Origin of the sequence: Fulvivirga marina, from assembly GCF_016775155.1 — a bacterium.
Taxonomy (GTDB): Bacteria; Bacteroidota; Bacteroidia; order Cytophagales; family Cyclobacteriaceae; genus Fulvivirga; species Fulvivirga marina.
In genome coordinates this window covers 1-1,171 of the sequence record NZ_JAEUGD010000063.1, presented here as the reverse complement: position 1 = coordinate 1,171, position 1,171 = coordinate 1, and the positions used below count along the sequence as shown (strand labels likewise).

Sequence of the window (1,171 nt, the reverse complement as noted above, 5' to 3'; positions counted from 1 at the left end):
TTTGTTTATCCTTACTGATCTTTGGCACCAGTTTGTCCACATCCGGCAAATCTTTCTTCCATTTGGCCAGAATAGCTTTCCTTTCCTCTTTGGCCGTTTTTTCCTCCATAGCATCAAACTTTTCCTTAATGGCATTGGCACCGGCTTTGGCTTTCACTTTGCTCATGCCCCATGCCCTGACCAGCTCCCTATGCGTATGCAAAAGGATTCCTTCGGTCTTTTGTTGTACTTCCTGGTCTTCCTTGAGTTTGTCGGGAATAATACTGACCACTGCCAAAAGCTTCTCCCGGAGCTGCGTGTATCGGGTCTTTTTGGGTTTAGGTCCCTCGGCTTCACGCTTCTTTTTGTTATGCTCCCGGATCACGGCACGACAGGCCTCAATGTCTCCTTCAATCCCTTCCAGCTTCTTCATGAATTGTTTTGATTTCTCCCTGGATTTGGGTGAAATGACCACCGGGATCGGCTTTTCACCCAGCGCTGTGACCAGCTTGTTGATGGAGACTATTGTAGGAAGAGCTTTTTTGTCTTCCCTGATCTCATCAAGCCAATCCCGAAAGTTTTGTATAGCCTCTTTTACCAGGTTCTCCAGCTCGTCATCGTTGCTGTCAAGAGCCTCTTCCAGGTCCATCCTTGTGCTGGCTATGACAATTTCTGATTCACCATCCAAATCTATGCCCAAATCAGTCAGTTCATCCGTTACTTCCCTGACCAATACTTTGCTTAGTCCGGCCTTTGTGGTCCTTTTTGTTGGGTTCCTGTTTTTGGAAAATGGTTTATCGGTCTCTGGCTTTTGGGCTTCTTTCGTTGTTCCAAGCTTTTTCAGTAATTTATTAACGATTTCAGCCACCTTCTCCCTGCCTTTCTGCTCTGAAATTACCACGTACCCAAGACGAAGGAGCTGGTTGTGTTCAATAGTTTTCTCCCAATGTAAATAAGGGTCTATGGCTTCTTTAATGTCACCTGCCAGGCTTTTGTCATCACCTGATTTTACGGCATTTTGAAGATCGCTGATCGTGTTTTCAAGAATGTCATCCAGGTCACCACCCGGGTGATCATCCCTGATTTCGTCAAGTTCATGGATGACTTTATCTACCAGCTTCCTCAATCGGTCCGAACTACCTGATGAACCTTTGGCTGCTTTTTCTTTTACTTTGGTTTCCTTCTTTTTTTT

At 45.3% G+C, this 1,171-nt stretch carries 1 protein-coding gene; it reads right to left on the bottom strand.

The annotated features are described in order from the left end of the window. Nucleotides 1–1,171, bottom strand: a 1,171-nt coding sequence (locus tag JMN32_RS19000) for a hypothetical protein (protein ID WP_202857953.1), incomplete at both ends; no start/stop codon positions are given.